The organism is Pseudomonas sp. SC3(2021) (genome assembly GCF_019856535.1).
In the GTDB taxonomy this organism is placed as follows: Bacteria; Pseudomonadota; Gammaproteobacteria; order Pseudomonadales; family Pseudomonadaceae; genus Aquipseudomonas; species Aquipseudomonas monsensis.
In genome coordinates this window covers 6,138,343-6,157,635 of the sequence record NZ_CP082236.1, presented here as the reverse complement: position 1 = coordinate 6,157,635, position 19,293 = coordinate 6,138,343, and the positions used below count along the sequence as shown (strand labels likewise).

Genomic DNA, 19,293 nt, shown 5'->3' with positions numbered 1-19,293 from the left:
CCGGGGCAGCGGGGCGACAACGTCCCGCTGCACCTAATGGAGTGTTTATGGCAGTCAAAGTCCTGGTGGTGGACGATTCGGGTTTTTTCCGCCGCCGCGTCTCGGAAATTCTTTCAGCGGATCCGAGCATTCAGGTGGTCGGCACCGCAACCAACGGTAAAGAGGCGATTGATCAGGCCCTGGCGCTCAAGCCAGACGTGATCACCATGGACTACGAGATGCCGATGATGGATGGCATCACGGCAGTGCGGCACATCATGCAGCGCTGCCCGACCCCGGTGTTGATGTTCTCCTCGCTGACCCACGAAGGCGCCCGGGTAACCCTGGATGCGCTGGACGCCGGCGCGGTGGATTTCCTGCCGAAGAATTTTGAAGACATCTCGCGTAACCCGGAGAAGGTCAAGCAACTGCTGTGCGAGAAGGTCCACAGCATCTCGCGCAGTAATCGTCGTTTCAGTGCCTACAGTGCGCCGGCTCCGGCCGCTGCACCGACGCCTGCGCCAGCACCGGCGGCATCGAGCTTCAGCAGCCACAGCACCAGTGCTCCGGCTCGCCCGGCACCGGCGCCTGCTCCGGCGCGCGCTCCGGCCGCCAGCGCTTCGTCGCCGGCACCGAAACGCAAAGCCTACAAACTGGTCGCCATCGGTACTTCGACCGGTGGCCCGGTTGCCCTGCAACGGGTGCTGACCCAGTTGCCGGCGAACTTCCCGGCACCGATCGTGCTGATCCAGCACATGCCGGCGGCGTTCACCAAGGCGTTTGCCGAGCGTCTGGACAAGCTGTGCCGCATCAGCGTCAAGGAAGCCGAGGATGGCGACATCCTGCGTCCGGGCCTGGCGCTGCTGGCGCCGGGTGGCAAGCAGATGATGATCGACGGCCGTGGCGCGGTGAAAATCCTCCCGGGCGACGAGCGTCTGAACTACAAGCCGTGCGTGGACATCACCTTCGGTTCCGCGGCCAAGTCCTACGGTGACAAAGTTCTGGCGGTCGTCTTGACCGGCATGGGCGCCGACGGCCGCGAAGGCGCGCGCCTGCTCAAGCAAGGCGGCAGCTCGGTCTGGGCGCAGGACGAAGCCAGCTGCGTGATCTACGGCATGCCGATGGCCATCGTCAAAGCCGACCTGGCTGACGCGGTCTACGGCCTGGACGACATCGGCAAGCACATCGTCGAGGCGTGTATCTGATGGATGTTCTAAGCCTTATCGGGATCATCATGGCGTTCGTCGCCATCATCGGCGGCAACTACCTGGAAGGCGGTCACCTCGGCGCGCTGGCCAACGGCCCGGCGGCGCTGATCGTCCTCGGTGGCACCATCGGTGCCGCGTTGCTGCAATCGCCGATGAGCGCCTTCAAGCGCGCCATGCAGATCCTGGCGTGGATTCTGTTTCCGCCACGCGTGGACCTGGCCGGCGGCATCGACCGCGTGGTCAACTGGAGCCTCACTGCGCGCAAGGAAGGCCTGCTCGGCCTGGAAGGCGTGGCCGATGCCGAGCCGGACAACTACTCGCGCAAGGGCTTGCAACTGCTGGTCGACGGCGCCGAGCCGGAAGCCATCCGCAGCATTCTTGAAGTGGATTTCTACACCCAGGAAGCCCGCGATATCGAAGCGGCGAAAGTCTTTGAGAGCATGGGCGGCTATGCGCCGACCATCGGTATCATCGGCGCGGTGATGGGCCTGATTCACGTGATGGGCAACCTCGCCGATCCGACGCAACTGGGCAGCGGCATCGCCGTGGCCTTCGTCGCGACCATCTACGGTGTGGCCAGTGCCAACCTGGTGTTGCTGCCGGTGGCGGCCAAGCTCAAGTCAATCGCGTTGCGGCAGTCGCGTTATCGCGAAATGTTGCTGGAAGGAATTCTGTCGATCGCCGAAGGTGAAAACCCACGCTCTATCGAGCTGAAGCTTCAGGGCTTCATGGATTGATGGGGGTAATGGACTATGGCTCGCCGCAGGCATCAGGAAGAACACGTTAACCACGAGCGCTGGCTCGTGTCCTACGCGGATTTCATCACGCTGCTGTTCGCTTTCTTCGTGGTGATGTACTCGATCTCGTCGATCAACGAAGGCAAATACAAGGTCATTTCCGAGGCGCTGATCGGGGTCTTCACCGACTCCGACCGCTCGCTCAAGCCGATCCCGATCGGTGACGAACGGCCGAAAACCGTGACCCCGGCCAAGCCGCTGGTCAAGGACGCCGAGCAAGTCGACGCCGGGATCGCCGGGGCCAGTGATCCGCTGAAAAGCATCGCCGATGATATCAGCGCCGCATTCGGCGACCTGATCGCTTCCAACCAGATGACCGTGCGCGGCAACGAGTTGTGGGTCGAGATCGAACTCAACTCCAGCCTGTTGTTTGGCAGCGGCGACGCGATGCCGAGCGACATCGCGTTCAACATCATCGACAAGGTCGCGGCGATCCTCAAACCGTTCGACAACCCGATCCACGTCGAAGGCTTCACCGACGATCAGCCGATCCGCACCGCGCAGTACCCGACCAACTGGGAACTGTCCTCGGCGCGTTCGGCGAGCATCGTGCGCATGCTGGCGATGCAGGGGGTGAACCCCGGGCGTCTGGCATCGGTGGGGTATGGCGAGTTCCAGCCGGTGGCCAATAACGCCACCGCCGAAGGTCGCGCAAAGAACCGGCGCGTGGTGTTGGTGGTGTCGCGCAATCTGGATGTGCGCCGCAGTCTGACCGGCACCGGCACCGCCAATGCACAACCGGACGCGGCGTTGAAGCGCGCTGGCACACAAACTGCACCGACCCCGGTCAAGACGCCGGGACGCGAGAGTGCCGTCAATTCTCCGTCACCCGCATTAATACGCTGAGCTATGTCTCGGTCGAGCATCTCGGCCGGGAGGAACGAACCGAATGAGAGTCTGGGCAGTCGCCAATCAAAAGGGTGGTGTCGGTAAAACCACATCTTCCATCGCTTTAGCCGGATTGCTGGCGGAGGCGGGCAAGCGCGTGGTTGTGGTCGACCTCGACCCGCACGGCTCGATGACCAGCTATTTCGGCTACGACCCCGACAGCCTGGAACACAGCAATTACGACCTGTTTCTGCACAAGGGCAGCGTGCCGCAAGGCCTGCCGGGGCAGTTGCTGTTGTCGACCAGTGACGAGCGCATTTCCCTGCTGCCATCGAGCACCGCGCTCGCGACCCTTGAGCGTCAGTCGCCGGGGCAGAGTGGTCTGGGCCTGGTGATCGCCAAGAGTCTGGCGCAGTTGTGGCAGGACTTTGATTACGCAGTGATCGACAGCCCGCCGTTGCTCGGCGTGCTGATGGTCAACGCCTTGGCCGCGAGCCAGCAACTGGTGATCCCGGTGCAGACCGAACACCTTGCCGTCAAAGGTCTGGAGCGCATGGTCAACACCCTGGCGATGATCAACCGCTCGCGCAAACAGGCGCTGCCGTTCAGCATCGTGCCGACCCTGTTCGACCGTCGTACGCAAGCCTCGATGCACACCTTGCGCGTGCTGCGCGACAAATTCCCCGACGAGATCTGGCAGGGGTATATCCCGGTCGATACCCGTCTGCGCGACGCCAGCCGGGCCGGTGTCACGCCTTCGCAATTCGACGGCAAGAGCCGTGGCGTGCTGGCTTACCGCGCGCTGCTCAAGCATCTGTTGGCGCAACAACTTGTTCCGCAGGTGGCTTGAGCATGAATCGGCCGATCAAATTGACGTCGCGTCCGCAACTGGCGTTGCAATCCTATCTGGATGGCTTGCTGCAGGAGATTCCTGACGAGTTGCTGCCAGTTGAGGCGCCGGTCGAGGTGATCGAAAGCACCGAGGCACTGGACGAGTTCCAGGCCGCGGTACTGGAAGAACAGGCGCGTGATGCCCTGAAAGCGGCCAAGCCTGCCGCACCGCTTGCTGTGCCTGCCGCCGCCCCGGTGGCCAAGGCCCCCGTCACGTTGCTTGAAGAGGCTGAGCCGGTGCGCGCAGCGGTTTCGACGCTCGCGCCCCTGCTGCAAACCCAATTGCTGAAAACCACGCCGGAACCGGCGGTGGTCGAGCCGGCTCCGGCTCCAGTTGCGCGTACGCCGGTCGAGCAGACCCTGGTCCCGCCGCTGGTAGAAGTGCATCTGCCGCCGAGCAATACGCCGCCACCGGTGGAAACCGATGGCCGCCCGGCCTGGGCTTCGGAAGCGTTCGAATGCCTGCTGTTCGACGTTGCCGGGTTGACCCTGGCCGTGCCGCTGGTGTGCCTCGGCTCGATTTATTCGCTGGCCGGCCACGAGCTGACGCCACTGTTCGGCCAGCCGGAATGGTTCCTCGGGATTCTGCCGAGCCAGGCCGGCAACCTGAAAGTGTTGGACACCGCACGCTGGGTCATGCCGGATCGCTATCGCGATGACTTCCGTCAGGGCCTGCAGTACGTGATTTCGGTACAAGGTTACGAGTGGGGGCTGGCGGTGCATCAGGTCAGCCGCTCGTTGCGTCTGGACCCGAATGAAATCAAATGGAGAAGTCACCGGGGTCAGCGGCCTTGGCTCGCCGGCACCGTGATTGAGCACATGTGTGCATTGCTTGACGTTTCCGCACTGGCCGAGTTGATCGCCAGCGGTGGGGCAAAGCACCTCGGCGGCCACAAGCCGCTACATAAACCGACGTAGCAGCCGACATAACAATCAGGCGACGGCATTGTTGAATGCCGCCACACAGAACACACACCGCCCAGAGCGGTTTTTTCGAGGGGTCAGGGTATGAGTAGTCAGGCGACGAATGCAAAAGGTTCTGAAGATCCGATCCTGCAATGGGTGACCTTCAAACTGGACAACGAAACCTACGGCATCAACGTGATGCGCGTTCAGGAAGTGTTGCGCTACACCGAGATCGCTCCGGTGCCGGGCGCGCCGAGCTACGTGCTGGGCATCATCAACCTGCGCGGTAACGTGGTCACCGTGATCGACACCCGTCAGCGCTTCGGCCTGAACAGCGGCGAGATCAGCGACAACACCCGTATCGTCATCATCGAAGCCGACAAGCAAGTCGTCGGCATCATGGTCGACAGCGTTGCTGAAGTGGTTTACCTGCGTCAGTCGGAAATCGAGACCGCACCGAACGTCGGTAACGAAGAGTCGGCCAAGTTCATCCAGGGCGTGTGCAACAAGAACAACGAACTCCTCATCCTCGTCGAACTCGACAAGATGATGAGCGAAGAAGAATGGTCGGATCTGGAGAACATCTGATTGATTCTTGAGGTTGCAGTCATTGTCCTGTTCCTCTTCTGGGCAGGCACGCTGGCGATGTTTCTGGCGTACATCAAGGCGCAGCGGGTGATCGCTGCGCAACAGGCCCAGGGCGATGCGCTGCGTGATCAGCGCATCAAGGAACTGGCCAAACGTGTCGACGATTACCAGAACGGCAACGTGCGCATGGGCGACGCCCTGCATGAGTTGCGCTCGGTGGTCGGTCCTTTGCCGGACAAAATCGTTGCGCTTGAGCAGCGCGATCCATCGAGCCTGTCATTCGCCCAAGCGGCGAAACTGGTGGGCATGGGCGCGAGCGTCGATGAACTGACTCAGTCCTGCGGGTTGACCCAGGCTGAGGCGGAGTTGATGCGCAAATTACATAAGGGCAGCTAAGAGCTTCAAGCTTATAGCGGCAAGCAAAATCAAAAGATCGCAGCGTTCGGCAGCGCCTACAGGGGAAACGCTAATCCTGATGTAGGAGCGGTCGAAGGCTGCGATCTTTTCATTTGTGCATAAAGTACCGCCTGTCGGGACTGTCAGATCTGACAGTAGATGACAATCTTCGATGCTCAACATACTCAAGATGAAATCAACTTCATCAGGGTGTGACTATGAAACTCTTACTGTTCTTGACTTTAGTTTTTTCCGCTGCTGTTAATGCCATGTCTGGTCCGGCGTTAGTGGCAGACTTGAATGCAAAATATCAAAACAATGTTGCGCAGTGTTCAAATGGAACTCCTGCCTATTATTGTTCTGGTGTTCTTTTGCGGGCGGTAGACTACAGCACAGCTTTCAAGTTTTGGGATTATGGTTCACAGGCCACAAAACTTGGATCCGTTGCATTCACTTATATCCGCTCGGATGTCGGTAGTACTGCACTTAATGGGAACAGAAAAAGCGGCTTTATCTTGAAGGACCAGACTTCAGCATTGGCGGTGGGTAAGGCCGTGAGTCTGCGTTGTATTTTCCCTTTTCCGACCGAATCACTCAATGAACGGGCAGACCACGGTTGTGGATTTGCACCGAAAGTGGCACAAGCGGATCCTGATCTTGCCAATTGTGCAAAGTTAGGGGGTTCTCCCACTACGGCTGCGGCATGGTTGAAGAATTTCAAGGAACATGATTCTTTGCCAAAGAACCAATGTTCGTTAAGTACGGTTGTCGCTACGCAATTCAAGGCCAGTCTGGAGGCACACAAACTCGTAGATGCAGCGTGGACGGCCAAGCCAACGGAAGTTCTGGTTAAAGTCTGGGATGAAAGCAAGCCTGAGAAACTTCCAGTCGAGGCAGTGTTTTACGAGGCTTCGGCGCCCGCCAAATTGGCAGACGCGCAAAAATTTCAACGTGAATATTATCTTGAGACTTCTTTGTATGTGCCTGTTGTAAAAATCAATATGGCCGCAGCCAACAAGCAAATATTCAGTTTCGATGCCAAAGATCAAAGGTTTGGCCAGCTGGTCGCTGAAAGACTGAACAGTAGATATAACAGTGTTTCAAACAACTGCAACGGAAAGTCGGCGTACTATTGCAGTGGTGTAATAGTGCGTACAACTGGGGCCAAGCCGTCTTACCATTCCTGGAATCCAAGCCCTACGGCAATCAACAAGAAAGGGGTTCCTTTTTCTTACCTGCGTAAGGATTTAGGCATCACAACACTGGCGTGGGGTGACCTTCACGGTTTTATTTTTAAAGACTTTGCAACTGCGGAGCGCTTGGGTACGTATCCAATAAATCTGCTTTGTTCATTTCCAACCGATGCGGGTAGTTGGAGTCGTGCAGGGACGGGCGGTTGTGGTGCCTATAACACTTACCCTGCAAATAGCCGCTCCTGCCCTGAAGAAGGGGTAGACACGGTCGCCAAATGGATTACTCATTATCGGTCAGTCCCTGGATCGAGTTACTGGTCAGAAAAAAATAAGCATCAGTGCGGTTTTATTTCAAGTGTTGCGCAATTTGCGTTAAGTCTTACGGTGAGAGGCAGTCTTGAAACTGAGAGTGAGCGTGTGCACCACAACGAAGTGATTCTTTCACTGTGGCCACAGGATATTCCAAAGCAATTGCCACTTTACGCGTTTTTCTATCTTCAGCATCAGAGTGGCGGTGCTGGCGTGACCGGGGCCAAGTACATCCAGCAGGACTATTTCAACATGACCGGTGATGTGTTGCCTGTTATCAGGGTCGATCTCGCACCTGGGACTGCGACGGTTTTCAGTTTTCACGAAGGAGATCAGGCCACGGCGTTGAAAGGTCGTTGAGGGTGATGAATCGACTCAGAAAAAAAACAAAGGCATAAGGTGTGGTTCGTTTGCACCTTATGCCTTTTTTGCGCAAGTATTCAAAGAATGACGCGCAACACGCGAGAAAACATCAGGTTGTCATTCGAGCCGGAGCGATGAACACTGTAGTTTATCAATACGACTTTTCCTGCGTTCTCTGTTATCCAGCCTGCTGGAATGCTAAAAGCCATCGACGAACTGTTTTGAATCGGCTGGCTTTCAGTATCCCGCACGACCACGCCGTGCCATCTGACTCTGATGGAATAAGGCGAAGTCATGTTCAAAAACTTGACTGTCACATTTTTTCTGTCCCCCGATAGTCGCGGTTCACTGAGGTCAAACATTTGTTGATCTACATTCAATGAGAGCGATTTGGAAATGATCAGCGGCGCGCCAGGGCTCATGCGGACGCCGTAGTTGACCGTGACAAGGCTGCCAATGGAATCGATCACTTCAAGCCGAGGGATTCTGAAGTTGAGAGGCCCGGGGGTGCCAACGATCAATGTATCGGTGTCGTACTTATAGCGACCATTTGTCCAGCGCACCGTCACGGCTTGTCCGTCGAGCATGCCGACGAAGTGTGGTACCTGCACATTGACATGTGTGCTGTGATAGACGTCGTTAAAGTTCAGGCGCTTACCCTCGGCGCCATAAGCCTCCAGGACTTTGGGGGCTATAAGGTTTAATGCGTTCAATTGAGTACTCATTTTTAACTCCTTCTGAAAAGACAGCCAGGTTGTTTGTGCAAGTTAGAGCTCGACTCTTAATACTTGAGAAAATTGGCTTTGCTCATCGTCACCGGGCCGATTGACGCTGTAGTTGATCAATACGGTTTTTCCTTTGTTTTCTGATACCCAGTCCGCGGGGATTGAAAACTCTGCAGTGACCCCTGTTTTCATATCCTGCCATTGCGTCCGGCGGGTGATGATTCCGCCGAAACGGACGCGAGCCTGATATCCGTTGGCCATTGCTGGATATCGCACCGTCACTGTGGTTTGGTCGGGGGTAAGCCTTGGAGGGGGTAGCACGAATTCCTGGGCGTCTACCGCCAGGCTTAGCGGATCGGATCGGTGCAATGGGCCGTTCGGGTAGGTACGTACCGTGAAACTGACGGGAACGGTACTGCCTATGGAATCCACAACTTCCATGCGTGGAACGTTCAGGTTCATTGCGCCAACGGCCGTCACCGGTGTGATTGCACTGTCGTAGACATTCCGCGCGGACGCGTAACGGACACGAATGGTCTGCCCAATCGCCATTCCTACATATTGTTCAATCTGAACTGTTATGTGCCTGGCAGTGTAGATGTCGGACATTTTCAGGCGATCACCTTGCGCGCCATAGGCTTCCAGGACTTTGGCGGGCTTCAAGATGATTGTGGTTTTGACTGTGAAGGATTTAGCCTCGGACTCGGGCGATGCACTTCCACGAGCCACGCGCAAGGTGACATTGACCGCGCTTTGGTCGCTTTCGTTGGCCCAAGCCAACGGTATAGGGAACTCTAGTGTTCCGTTTCCTGAATAGGTCTTGGGCGTAGTCTCGCGCTCTATTCGCCCCTGCCAATTAACGCGGACGCTGTCGTCGGCCAATAGACCGGCACCTGAGGCAACAACCTGAATGCTGGAAAGGTAAGCAGGATCCAGTACACCTCCTTGTTCGCCTGTAACCGTGGGTGCAGGTATGCGATTCACGTTTACGCTGACTTCAGTGGGAATGGCCCAAGGAGCAAAGGCATGTGGACGGTTGCCACAGCGATCAATCACCTGGAAGGTAATTGAGTGCTTACCATCCCCCGCACGCTTGATCAGCTTCTCATCGAACAAGATTAAAATCGGATGGTTTTTCGGGTCACTTATTTGCTCAGGAGTGACGGGATAAAACATCACCTGTTCTTCATTGCCCCATCGCGCGATTATGCGGTCGAATGGCGTGATGTTCGGATAAGGTTCGATAAGCATGACAATGCCGTTTTTTGCCATTGCGGCATCGACACCCTTCCCGATATCGGGAATGAAGCTATACAACAGGCGGGGATGACCTTGTGGTTCGGGTTTATCGAGCACACCACCCGGAAGTGTTCGCTTGATCAGAATGTTGAGCTTGAACGAGTCGGCTTTGTTGTTGCTGGAACGGATAACACGATAAAAAACCGGAAACGCCCTTCCATCCAGGATCTGGCCCGCCGGTACATGGAAAAAAATGGGGGCTGTAAGTTTTTCGGAGGTGTCGAGGATTTCCGTCAGTACGGGAGTTACGTCGTCGCCCCAGAAGAGCTGGCACCTTTGGCCTATTGCGTTATCGAGCCACGGATCAACGCTGACGAGCAGATCGGCATTAAGGGGGGCGGCGCCAATGCCGCCGTGGTAACCCTCATTACCACCAATCGGTGAAATCAATGCGGGAATATATGGTGCTCCTAGGGCCAGCGTATTGCTGTCCGTGGAGTTCTCATTGGTCTCGGGGGGCAAAGTCATCGGAGCGCTCCTGTCAGTGCAGCGCCGAGAACTATTCCATCGGAGCTGTCACTTCATCAGGCGACAACCGCGACTTTTCGCGCAACTGTCAGATCTGACAGTTGCGATGAACGGTATAACTGGGTAGGGCTTCGAGTCAGAGCCGGGGCGATCGCGTCGCTAGAAGATTCAAGCGGCAAGCAAAATCAAAAGATCGCAGCCTTCGGCAGCTCCTACATCAGGATTAGCGTTTCCCCTGCAGGCGCTGCCGAAGGCTGCGATCTTTTGCTTTCAGGGCTTAATAATCATCCCCACGCTCGGTAACATCCTTCTCGACCATCGGCGCATCCGGGTCCTGTCCCTCGGGGAATTTCCCCTTCAGATTCCACGCAAACGCGATGATCTCGGCAATTGTCCGGTAGAGCTCTTCGGGAATGCTGTCGCCCAATTCCATTCGTGCCAACAAGCGCACCAGCTCGGCGTTCTCGTAGATTGGCACTTCGTAGTCGCGAGCAATGCGCAGGATTTCTTCGGCCAGCTCTTCGTCGCCCTTGGCGGTGAGGGTCGGGGCGTGGTTGCCGTCGTATTTGAGGGCGATGGCCTGGCGTGGTGCGGTGGAATCGTTCATGCGGTTTCGTCGACCCAGCGGTGTTCGAGACGGGTTTGGTTGCCTTGCGGCGGGGCGCCGAGGTGGCAGTCGAGGTCGCCGACATTCAGCCCGCAATCGAGCAGACGCTGACGCAGGGCGAACAAGTTGTTTTCGATCAGGTCGGCGGTGTACGGCCGCTCGACCCAGAGCTGGCTCGACAGGCTGCCGCTGATCAATTGCGCCTGAATCTGCATTGGCCCGAGCGGTTCCATGTCGAACGCCAGATCAACGCGCCACAGTTGTTGCCTGGGTTCGCGCTCATCGCGACGTTCGTTCGGTTGCGGTTCTCTTTCCGGCGCTTCTTCACGCTGAAACTTGACCTGCAACGGCACGATGTCCTGCAGGTTGCGCATGGGAATTTCCAGTTGCCAGGTGCTGAGCAGGCGCCCGTCGTCGGTAACGCCGGTCTGCTCCAGGCTCGACAACTGATGGCTTTGCAGGCGCGAAACGGCGGCAGCGGCGAGGCGCAACAACTGTTCCAGATCGCCTTCGCCTTCCAGGCTTTGCAGCAAACGCTCGGGCAGCGGGAAGCTGCTTGGCACCGGTTTCGCGCTGACCTGGCCAAGCATGCCGAGGGCGTTGCGAACGAAACTCGGCAGCGCTTGCGCCAGGGTGTTGGCGGCGATGATCGCGTTGAAACTGCTGTTGCCCGGCAGGCCCGGGGTCAGTTGTGCGATCAGCTTGAGCAGGTCGGCTTTCATGTCCGGTGCCAGCGTCGGGTTCTGCCCGGTCAGCAGTTTGCCTTCGAGGAACACGCCGCTGTTGGCCAAGGCCAGTGCCACGCCTTTGGCGGTACTCAGTTGTTGTACATCGGGGAGGCTGGCGAGCAGTTTGTCGACCACTGCGCGCAGATCCTGTGATGTTTGATCGGTATCGCTCGGCAGATTTTGCAAGGCGTTCAGCAACCCCGTCAGGGAGGCCTGACGGCTTTGCTGGCCGAGCAGTTGCTGACTCACGGCCAGTTGTTCCTGGCGGCTGCTCATCGGCAGGAATTTCAGGGTGTGTGAGTCTTCGACCAATGCCGACAGCAAAGTGCCGATGCGCAGTGGCTGCGGGCTGTCGATGGTCAGGGTGCTGCCGCTCTGTGCGGTGTTGAGCAAACTGACCAAGGAGCGAAACACCGCCACTTGCCCCGGCGTTTGCGGCAGCGCCTGCGAGGTCAGCACTTTGCCTTGCAGCAGCGTGCCGATCGGCAATTGCGCGGTGTCGATGCGGGTGAGGGCGGCGACGCTGCTGGCAATGGCTTGTTGCACAGTAATCGCCAGATTGCCCGCCGAGGGCTGAGTGATCGCCAGACTGGTGCCTTGGGGCAGCGGCAGATTGCTGGTCGCTTGCACGGTGGTCTGACGGCCGCTGTCCAGCGTCACCTTGAGCAGCAACTGAAAGGTCTGGTCCGCTTGCTTGAGCGACAACACCTCGGCCTTGGCGCTTTGCCCGGCGCCGATCAGGCCTTCGACCGGGGTCAGCAGCTTGAGCAGCTCACCGACCTGCGGGCGAACGGTCGCCGGGGTGGCGGGCGGGAGCGGGAGGATGTTCATTTCGCCTGTCATACGCGGACACAACCTGAGGAAAATGCACTCTTGAGAGTAAGGCACGGCATGTATAATGCCGCCCGTCTTGCGCTTCGTTCAAAAAACATAGCAATTGTTTGACCCAGCTCTCTAGATCGAGCCGTCAATGCATCTATGCTGCACCTCTTTAACGGCCGCGCCAGAGCCGACTTGAACCGTATAAGGCCCGTGATCCCTTGACCAGTCCTGTCCTGCAAACCGTTGCCCTCGCGTGTGAACGCGATCTCAGGCTGCTCTTCGAAAATCTCGAATTGAGACTGGCCAGTGGCGATATGGTGCAGATCAGCGGGCCCAACGGCAGCGGTAAAACCAGTCTGTTGCGTTTGCTCGCCGGGCTGATGCAGCCGACCGACGGTCAGGTCCTGCTCAATGGCCAGCCGCTGACCGAACAACGCGGCGAACTGGCGCGCAACCTGCTGTGGATCGGCCATGCCGCCGGGATCAAGGATTTGCTCACCCCGGAAGAAAACCTCTCGTGGCTCTGTGCCCTGCATCATCCCGCCGAGCGCGACGCGATCTGGCAAGCGCTGGCAGCCGTAGGATTGCGCGGTTTCGAAGATGTTCCCTGCCACACGTTGTCCGCCGGTCAGCAACGTCGCGTGGCGTTGGCGCGGCTGTATCTGGACAGCCCGCCACTGTGGATTCTCGATGAGCCGTTCACCGCCCTGGACAAACAGGGCGTGGCGCAGCTCGAAGAACATCTGGCCGGGCACTGCGAACGCGGCGGCCTTGTGGTCCTGACCACGCACCACACGCTGAGCCGGATGCCGGCCGGCTATCGTGATCTCGATCTGGGGAACTGGGCAGTATGAGTGTGTTCGGCCTGCTGGTTGCCCGTGAATCGCGCCTGCTGTTTCGCCGTCCGGCGGAGCTGGCCAATCCGCTGATTTTCTTCGCCATCGTCATCGCGCTGTTCCCGCTGGCCGTCGGCCCGGAAACTCAAGTGTTGCAAAACCTGTCCCCCGGGTTAGTCTGGGTGGCCGCGCTGTTATCGGTGCTGCTCTCGCTGGACGGGCTGTTCCGCAGTGATTTCGAAGACGGGTCCCTTGAACAGTGGGTCCTTTCGTCGCACCCGCTGCCTCTTCTGGTACTGGCCAAGGTGCTGGCACACTGGCTTTTTTCGGGGTTGGCACTGGTTCTGCTCTCGCCGTTGCTGGCGTTGATGCTCGGTTTGCCGGTCGCCTGCCTGCCGGTGTTGCTGTTGTCGTTGCTGCTGGGTACACCGGTGCTGAGCCTGCTCGGCGCGGTGGGCGCAGCGCTGACGGTCGGTTTGAAACGCGGCGGCCTGTTGCTGGCGCTGTTGATTCTGCCGCTGTACATCCCGGTGTTGATCCTTGGCAGTGGCGCCTTGCAGGCCGCGCTGCAAGGCATGCCGGCGACCGGGTATCTGCTCTGGCTGGGTAGCCTGACCGCCCTGGCGATCACCCTGACACCCTTTGCAATAGCTGCTGGCCTGAAGATCAGCGTCGGCGAATAATAATGAGGTCTGGTCAAAAATTGACCACTTTTTTTAAAGAATGACCCTTGCCAGCTCACACCGATGAGCGGCACCCGTGATGGAAACAGTATGAACTGGACCTGGTTTCACAAGCTCGGCTCGCCCAAGTGGTTCTACGGCATCAGCAGCAAGTTCCTGCCTTGGTTGAGCATTGCAGCGTTGCTGCTGATCGGCGTCGGCGTCGTCTGGGGCCTGGCCTTCGCGCCGCCGGACTATCAGCAGGGCAACAGCTTTCGCATCATCTACATCCACGTGCCTGCGGCGATGCTCGCGCAGTCGATCTACGTGATGCTGGCGGTGTGCGGTGTGGTGGGGCTGGTGTGGAAGATGAAACTGGCCGACGTCGCCCTGCAATGCGCCGCGCCGATCGGCGCGTGGATGACCGCCGTGGCGCTGGTCACCGGGGCAATCTGGGGCAAACCGACGTGGGGGTCGTGGTGGGTGTGGGACGCGCGCCTGACTTCGATGCTGATTCTGCTGTTCTTGTACTTCGGGGTGATCGCGCTGGGCAATGCCATCAGCAACCGCGACAGCGCCGCCAAGGCCTGCGCGGTGTTGGCCATCGTCGGCGTGATCAATATCCCGATCATCAAATACTCGGTGGAGTGGTGGAACACCCTGCATCAGGGCGCGACCTTCACCCTCACCGAAAAACCGGCAATGCCGGCAGAGATGTGGCTGCCGCTGTTGCTGACCGTGCTGGGTTTCTACTGTTTCTTCGGCGCCGTGCTGTTGCTGCGCATGCGCCTTGAAGTGCTCAAGCGCGAAGCCCGCGCCAGTTGGGTGAAAGAAGAAGTGCAGAACAGTCTGGAGGCCGCGCGATGAGTTTTGCTTCATTCGGCGACTTCCTCGCCATGGGCCATCATGGCCTGTATGTCTGGTCGGCCTATGGCATCTGTCTGGTGGTGCTGGCCTTCAACGTGGCGGCGCCGGTCCTGGCCCGCAAGCGGTATCTGCAACAAGAGGCGCGTCGTCTGCGCCGGGAGAACGGCAAGTGAATCCGCTGCGCAAAAAACGTCTGATCATCATTCTGGCGATCCTGGTCGGGGTCGGCGCTGCCGTCGGCCTGGCCCTGAGCGCCCTGCAGGAAAACATCAACCTGTTTTACACGCCGACCCAGATCGCCAACGGCGAAGCGCCGCATGACACGCGCATCCGCGCCGGCGGCATGGTCGAGAAGGGCTCGCTGCAACGTTCGCCGGACTCGCTGGACGTCAAATTCGTCGTCACCGACTTCAACAAAGCCGTGACCATCACCTACCGCGGGATCCTCCCGGACCTGTTCCGCGAAGGGCAGGGCATCGTCGCCCTCGGCAAGCTCAATGCCGACGGTGTAGTAGTGGCCGATGAAGTGCTGGCCAAGCACGACGAGAAGTACATGCCGCCGGAAGTGACCAAAGCGTTGAAAGACAGTGGTCTATCCGCGCCGACCCCTGCGAAGGAGGGTTGATCGATGACGTCCGCACTGTTTATTCCCGAGCTCGGCCATCTGGCGATGATTCTGGCGCTGTGTTTTGCGCTGGTGCAGGCCGTGGTGCCATTGGTCGGTGCCTGGCGTGGCGACCGTTTCTGGATGAGCCTGGCCCAGCCGGCGGCGTGGGGCCAGTTTGCGTTTTTGCTGTTTGCGTTTGGCATTCTGACCTACGCGTTCATGACCGATGACTTCTCCGTCGCCTATGTCGCCAACAACTCCAATACCGCTTTACCGTGGTATTACAAATTCAGCGCAGTGTGGGGCGCCCACGAAGGTTCGTTGCTGTTGTGGGCGTTGATCCTCGGCGGCTGGACCTTTGCCGTGTCGGTGTTCTCGCGGCAGTTGCCGCAAGTCATGCTCGCCCGCGTTCTGGCGGTGATGGGCATGATCAGCACCGGCTTCCTGCTGTTCCTCATCCTCACGTCCAACCCGTTCAAACGCATCCTGCCGCAAATGCCGAGCAATGGCGCTGACCTCAATCCACTGTTGCAAGACATTGGCCTGATCGTTCACCCGCCGATGTTGTACATGGGTTATGTCGGCTTTTCGGTGGCGTTCGCTTTTGCCATCGCGGCATTGATGGGCGGTCGTCTTGATGCGGCGTGGGCGCGTTGGTCGCGTCCGTGGACCATCGTCGCGTGGGCCTTCCTCGGCATCGGTATCACCCTTGGTTCGTGGTGGGCTTACTACGAACTCGGCTGGGGCGGCTGGTGGTTCTGGGACCCGGTGGAAAACGCTTCCTTCATGCCATGGCTGGTCGGTACGGCGCTGATCCACTCGCTGGCAGTCACGGAAAAACGTGGCGTGTTCAAGAGCTGGACGGTGTTGCTGGCGATTGCCGCGTTCTCCCTCAGTCTGCTCGGCACTTTCCTTGTCCGCTCGGGCGTGCTGACCTCGGTGCACGCGTTCGCTTCCGATCCGGAGCGCGGCGTATTCATCCTGATTTTCCTGCTGTTCGTGGTCGGTGGTTCGCTGACGCTGTTCGCGTTGCGCGCCCCGGTGGTGAAGAGTCAGGTCGGTTTCAACCTGTGGTCGCGGGAAACCCTGTTGCTGGGCAACAACCTGGTGTTGGTGGTAGCGGCGTCGATGATCCTGCTTGGCACCCTGTATCCGCTGATTCTCGATGCCCTGAGCGGTGCCAAGCTGTCGGTCGGCCCACCGTACTTCAATGCGTTGTTCATCCCGCTGATGGCGTTGCTGATGGTGGTGATGGCCGTCGGTGTGATCGTCCGCTGGAAAGACACTCCGGTGAAATGGCTGGCGAACATGCTGACCCCGGTGTTGCTCGGCAGCGTCGCGTTGGCCGTGGTGGCCGGTATCGCTTACGGCGATTTCAACTGGGCGGTGATCGCGACCTTCCTGCTCGCCGCGTGGGTGCTGCTGGCCGGCGTGCGCGACATCTTCGACAAGACCCGCCATAAAGGCCTGATCAAAGGCCTGCCAGCCCTGACCCGCAGTTACTGGGGCATGCAGATCGCTCACCTCGGCATCGCCGTATGCGCCCTCGGTGTGGTGTTGTCGAGCCAGAACAGTGCTGAACGCGATCTGCGTCTGGCGCCGGGCGAGTCGATGGACCTGGCTGGTTATCACTTCATCTTCGAAGGCGCCAAACACTTCGAAGGGCCGAACTTCACCTCCGACAGAGGCACTGTCCGGATCATCCGCGACGGTAAGGAAGTCAGCGTGCTGCACCCGGAAAAACGCCTGTACACGGTGCAGAGTTCGATGATGACCGAGGCCGGGATCGACGCCGGTTTCACACGCGATCTCTACGTCGCACTCGGCGAACCGCTGGAAAACGGCGCGTGGGCGGTGCGGGTTCACGTCAAGCCGTTCGTGCGCTGGATCTGGTTCGGTGGCCTGCTCACCGGTCTGGGCGGATTGCTGGCGGCGCTGGATCGGCGTTATCGGGTCAAGGTGAAAGCCAAGGTGCGTGAAGCACTGGGCATGACGGGAGCGGCTGCATGAGACGTTGGTTGATGCTGGTGCCACTGGCGATTTTCCTGCTGGTGGCGGTGTTTCTGTATCGCGGTCTGTACCTCGATCCGGCGGAGTTGCCGTCGGCGATGATCAACAAGCCATTCCCGGAATTCAGCCTGCCGAACGTGCAGGGCGACAAGACCCTGACCAAGGCTGACATTCTCGGCAAACCTGCCCTGGTCAACGTCTGGGGCACCTGGTGCATTTCCTGCCGGGTCGAGCACCCGGTGTTGAATAAACTCGCCGAGCGCGGCGTGGTGATCTACGGCATCAACTACAAGGACACCAACGCCGATGCATTGAAGTGGCTGGCCGAATTCCACAACCCGTACGTGCTGGACATCCGTGACGACGAAGGCTCGCTGGGTCTGAACCTCGGCGTCTACGGCGCCCCGGAAACCTTCTTCATCGACGCCAAGGGCATCATCCGCGACAAGTACGTCGGCGTGATCGACGAGCAGGTCTGGCGCGAAAAACTCGCCGCCAAGTATCAGGCGCTGGTCGATGAGGCCAAGCCATGAAGCGCTTTTTAGCCGCCGTGGTACTGGGCCTGAGTCTGGCCGGCATGGCTCACGCCGCGATCGACACGTATGAGTTCGCCAAGGAGGGTGATCGCGAGCGTTTCCGTGAGTTGACCAAGGAGCTGCGCTGCCCCAAGTGCCAGAACCAGGACATTGCCGACTCCAACGCACCGATTGCCGCCGACCTGCGCAAAGAGATTTTCCGCATGCTCGGCGAGGGCAAGGACAACCAGCAGATCATCGACTTCATGGTCGACCGCTACGGTGATTTTGTCCGTTACAAACCGGCACTCAACGCCAAGACCGCACTGCTGTGGTTCGGCCCGGCCGGGCTGCTGCTTGGCGGTTTCGTGGTGATCGCGGTGATTGTCCGCCGTCGTCGCGGCCAGCGCGCCGAGACCCCGACATCGCTGTCCACCGAAGAGCGTCAGCGTCTCGACCAACTGTTGGATAAAAACCAAGAATGATTGATTTCTGGCTTGCCGCAGGGCTGTTGCTTCTGGTCGCCCTGAGTTTTCTGTTGATCCCGGTTCTGCGTGAGCGTCGCGCCCAGCGTGAAGAGGATCGCACTGCCCTGAACGTCGCGTTGTATCAGGAACGCGTGGCCGAGTTGCAATCGCAGCAGGCCGAAGGCGTACTCGATGCCGGGCAAATGGACAGCGGGCGCGCCGAGGCTGCCCGTGAACTGCTCGCCGATACCGAAGGCGTTGCCGCGCCACGTGTGTCGAAACTGGGCAAACCGTTGCCGCTGCTGGCCGCCGTCCTGGTGCCGGTACTGGGCCTGGGTCTGTACCTGCATTTCGGCGCTGCCGACAAGGTCGAACTGACCCGCGAGTTCGCCCAGGCGCCGCAGTCGATGGAAGAAATGACCCAGCGTCTGGAGCGTGCGGTCGCGGCGCAACCGGATTCTGCCGAGGGCCTGTATTTCCTCGGTCGTACCTACATGGCTCAGGAGCGTCCGGCGGACGCGGCGAAGATGTTCGAGCGCGCCGCCAACCTCGCCGGGCGTCAGCCGGAACTGCTCGGCCAGTGGGCCCAGGCGCAATATTTCGCCGACGGCAAAAAGTGGTCGGCGAAGATCCAGGCGCTGACGGACGAAGCACTGAAGGCCGATCCGAAAGAGGTCACCAGCCTTGGCCTGCTCGGTATTGCCGCGTTCGAGGGCGAGCGTTATCAGGAGGCGATCGATTACTGGAATCGTCTGCTGGCGCAACTGCCGCCGGACGACAACTCCCGCGCCGCGCTGCAAGGCGGGATCAAACGTGCCGCCGAGCGTCTGGAAGCCAGCGGCGGCAAAGTCGCTCAGGCACCGGTAGCCGCGAAAGCCGCACTGTTGAAAGTCAGCGTCGATCTTTCCAGCGAACTCAGAAGCAAAGTGCAACCGGGCGACAGTGTGTTCATCTTTGCCCGCGCCACCTCCGGCCCGCCGGCACCGTTGGCGGCCAAACGCCTGACCGTGGCGGATCTGCCGGTGACTGTCGAACTGGGCGATGCCGACGCGATGATGCCGCAGTTGAAACTGTCGAACTTCCCTGAAGTCCAACTGGTTGCGCGCATCTCCCGCGCCGGCCAGCCAACGGCTGGTGAGTGGGTCGGTCGCAGCGGGCCTCTGGCCAGCAGCACCACCGCGCTACAAAAACTGATCATCGACAGCCCGGACAAATAGCCGGA

Annotated in this window: 21 protein-coding genes; 17 read left to right on the top strand and 4 right to left on the bottom strand. The window is 59.3% G+C overall.

Annotated elements, in window-relative coordinates; all coding sequences use genetic code 11:
• Positions 1–47 precede the first annotated feature (47 nt).
• From K5Y35_RS27325 to K5Y35_RS27290, 8 genes are all read left to right on the top strand, one after another.
• On the top strand, positions 48–1,184 hold the full coding sequence (locus tag K5Y35_RS27325; protein ID WP_123465791.1) for a chemotaxis response regulator protein-glutamate methylesterase: 1,137 nt from the start codon (positions 48–50) through the stop codon (positions 1,182–1,184).
• Positions 1,184–1,924 (top strand): flagellar motor protein, encoded by a 741-nt coding sequence (locus K5Y35_RS27320; RefSeq protein ID WP_003222929.1) that lies wholly within the window; start codon positions 1,184–1,186, stop codon positions 1,922–1,924. Before K5Y35_RS27325 ends, K5Y35_RS27320 begins: the two co-directional genes overlap by 1 nt.
• 15 nt (positions 1,925–1,939) lie before the next feature.
• Positions 1,940–2,830 carry a flagellar motor protein MotD gene (motD, locus tag K5Y35_RS27315; protein ID WP_064586597.1) on the top strand — a complete coding sequence of 297 codons (891 nt, stop codon included), beginning with the start codon at positions 1,940–1,942 and terminating at the stop codon, positions 2,828–2,830.
• A gap of 43 nt (positions 2,831–2,873) precedes the next feature.
• Positions 2,874–3,662 (top strand): ParA family protein, encoded by a 789-nt coding sequence (locus tag K5Y35_RS27310; RefSeq protein ID WP_008077691.1) that lies wholly within the window; start codon positions 2,874–2,876, stop codon positions 3,660–3,662.
• Positions 3,663–3,664: 2 nt separating this feature from the next.
• Positions 3,665–4,621: a CheW domain-containing protein gene (locus K5Y35_RS27305; protein ID WP_222833408.1), complete on the top strand. Its 957-nt coding sequence runs from the start codon at positions 3,665–3,667 to the stop codon at positions 4,619–4,621.
• A 90-nt stretch (positions 4,622–4,711) separates the two neighbouring features.
• Entirely contained in the window at positions 4,712–5,197 is a 486-nt protein-coding gene (locus tag K5Y35_RS27300) for a chemotaxis protein CheW (RefSeq protein WP_007919980.1), read from the top strand.
• The gene (locus tag K5Y35_RS27295) at positions 5,198–5,593 is read left to right on the top strand and encodes a DUF2802 domain-containing protein (protein WP_123465795.1); all 396 of its coding nucleotides are present in this window, start codon (positions 5,198–5,200) and stop codon (positions 5,591–5,593) included.
• Positions 5,594–5,811: 218 nt separating this feature from the next.
• Positions 5,812–7,455 (top strand): hypothetical protein, encoded by a 1,644-nt coding sequence (locus K5Y35_RS27290; protein WP_222833407.1) that lies wholly within the window; start codon positions 5,812–5,814, stop codon positions 7,453–7,455.
• A gap of 80 nt (positions 7,456–7,535) precedes the next feature.
• Here the strand turns inward: K5Y35_RS27290 and K5Y35_RS27285 are convergent, their stop codons facing one another.
• The 4 genes from K5Y35_RS27285 to K5Y35_RS27270 form a co-directional block, all read right to left on the bottom strand.
• Positions 7,536–8,183: a hypothetical protein gene (locus K5Y35_RS27285; protein WP_222833406.1), complete on the bottom strand. Its 648-nt coding sequence runs from the start codon at positions 8,181–8,183 to the stop codon at positions 7,536–7,538.
• A 42-nt stretch (positions 8,184–8,225) separates the two neighbouring features.
• Positions 8,226–9,950, bottom strand: coding sequence for a hypothetical protein (locus tag K5Y35_RS27280; RefSeq protein WP_222833405.1), 1,725 nt, complete (start codon positions 9,948–9,950; stop codon positions 8,226–8,228).
• A gap of 277 nt (positions 9,951–10,227) precedes the next feature.
• Complete coding sequence (locus K5Y35_RS27275) at positions 10,228–10,557, bottom strand: EscU/YscU/HrcU family type III secretion system export apparatus switch protein (protein WP_222833404.1); 330 nt, start codon at positions 10,555–10,557, stop codon at positions 10,228–10,230.
• On the bottom strand, positions 10,554–12,128 hold the full coding sequence (locus tag K5Y35_RS27270) for a flagellar hook-length control protein FliK (RefSeq protein WP_222833403.1): 1,575 nt from the start codon (positions 12,126–12,128) through the stop codon (positions 10,554–10,556). The genes K5Y35_RS27275 and K5Y35_RS27270 overlap by 4 nt, the downstream gene beginning before the upstream one ends.
• Before the next feature lie 197 nt (positions 12,129–12,325).
• Between K5Y35_RS27270 and ccmA the strand changes: the two genes are divergently transcribed.
• The 9 genes from ccmA (at position 12,326) to ccmI (ending at position 19,288) form a co-directional block, all read left to right on the top strand.
• Positions 12,326–12,961: a cytochrome c biogenesis heme-transporting ATPase CcmA gene (gene ccmA / locus K5Y35_RS27265; RefSeq protein ID WP_123465801.1), complete on the top strand. Its 636-nt coding sequence runs from the start codon at positions 12,326–12,328 to the stop codon at positions 12,959–12,961.
• A complete protein-coding gene (ccmB, locus tag K5Y35_RS27260; protein ID WP_034151525.1) occupies positions 12,958–13,626 on the top strand; it encodes a heme exporter protein CcmB in 669 nt (222 codons plus the stop codon). Before ccmA ends, ccmB begins: the two co-directional genes overlap by 4 nt.
• Before the next feature lie 90 nt (positions 13,627–13,716).
• On the top strand, positions 13,717–14,472 hold the full coding sequence (locus K5Y35_RS27255; protein WP_123465803.1) for a heme ABC transporter permease: 756 nt from the start codon (positions 13,717–13,719) through the stop codon (positions 14,470–14,472).
• Positions 14,469–14,645: a heme exporter protein CcmD gene (gene ccmD / locus K5Y35_RS27250; protein WP_123465805.1), complete on the top strand. Its 177-nt coding sequence runs from the start codon at positions 14,469–14,471 to the stop codon at positions 14,643–14,645. Before K5Y35_RS27255 ends, ccmD begins: the two co-directional genes overlap by 4 nt.
• Positions 14,642–15,097, top strand: coding sequence for a cytochrome c maturation protein CcmE (gene ccmE / locus K5Y35_RS27245; RefSeq protein WP_222833402.1), 456 nt, complete (start codon positions 14,642–14,644; stop codon positions 15,095–15,097). The genes ccmD and ccmE overlap by 4 nt, the downstream gene beginning before the upstream one ends.
• Positions 15,098–15,100: 3 nt before the next feature.
• Positions 15,101–17,089 carry a heme lyase CcmF/NrfE family subunit gene (locus K5Y35_RS27240; RefSeq protein WP_222833401.1) on the top strand — a complete coding sequence of 663 codons (1,989 nt, stop codon included), beginning with the start codon at positions 15,101–15,103 and terminating at the stop codon, positions 17,087–17,089.
• Entirely contained in the window at positions 17,086–17,622 is a 537-nt protein-coding gene (locus K5Y35_RS27235; protein ID WP_007961670.1) for a DsbE family thiol:disulfide interchange protein, read from the top strand. The genes K5Y35_RS27240 and K5Y35_RS27235 overlap by 4 nt, the downstream gene beginning before the upstream one ends.
• Positions 17,619–18,089 carry a cytochrome c-type biogenesis protein gene (locus K5Y35_RS27230; RefSeq protein WP_123465809.1) on the top strand — a complete coding sequence of 157 codons (471 nt, stop codon included), beginning with the start codon at positions 17,619–17,621 and terminating at the stop codon, positions 18,087–18,089. The genes K5Y35_RS27235 and K5Y35_RS27230 overlap by 4 nt, the downstream gene beginning before the upstream one ends.
• Positions 18,086–19,288 (top strand): c-type cytochrome biogenesis protein CcmI, encoded by a 1,203-nt coding sequence (ccmI, locus tag K5Y35_RS27225; RefSeq protein ID WP_123465811.1) that lies wholly within the window; start codon positions 18,086–18,088, stop codon positions 19,286–19,288. The genes K5Y35_RS27230 and ccmI overlap by 4 nt, the downstream gene beginning before the upstream one ends.
• Positions 19,289–19,293 lie beyond the last annotated feature (5 nt).